At 72.7% G+C, this 545-nt stretch carries 1 pseudogene; it reads right to left on the bottom strand.

The window, feature by feature from the left end:
- Positions 1 to 545 (bottom strand): annotated as a pseudogene (locus CCN35_RS26715) (hypothetical protein); the annotation flags it as partial.

Genomic DNA, 545 nt, shown 5'->3' with positions numbered 1-545 from the left:
CGGGGTTGTTCAGGTCGTTGCCGAGGCGGCCGGTGTCGCCGAGGTCGGCGTCCAGGCCGTCGCCCAGGCGGATGTGCCGGCCGGCCTGCTCGGCGGTGTGGGTGCCGGCGCCGGCCAGGGCCGGTTCCTTCACCGGGGACTCCACCCGCGGCACGTCCGCGCCGGCGGGCGGAGTGTCCAGCTTGGGCTGGTCGACGATGTCGCCGGGGCCGTCCAGGACGTCGCTGACGACCTTGCCGTGCTCGTCGAGGATGTTGCCGTCCGGGTCGAAGTACCGGGCCGGGGCACCCTCCGCGGTCGGGAGTTTGACGGTGCCCGGCGGCAGCACCGTGGTGGTGTCGGGCAGTTTGACGGTGCCGTCGGGCAGTTTCGCCGCCCCCGCGGGAAGGGTGGCGCCCTCGGGCAGGCGGATGGTGCCGTTGGGAAGAGCGAGCGCCCCTTCGGGCAGGGCGAAGGCGGTGTCCGGCAGCTTGGGGATATTGATGTTGCCGATGTTCTTGAGGCTCTTGGCGATGTCGCCGATCTTCGACAGGCCCGCGCCGGCG

The sequence above is a fragment of the Streptomyces thermovulgaris genome (genome assembly GCF_002155915.1).
In the GTDB taxonomy this organism is placed as follows: domain Bacteria; phylum Actinomycetota; class Actinomycetes; order Streptomycetales; family Streptomycetaceae; genus Streptomyces; species Streptomyces thermovulgaris.
The sequence above is the reverse complement of the archived record's forward strand: the minus strand, read 5'-3'. Positions and strand labels throughout refer to the sequence as shown.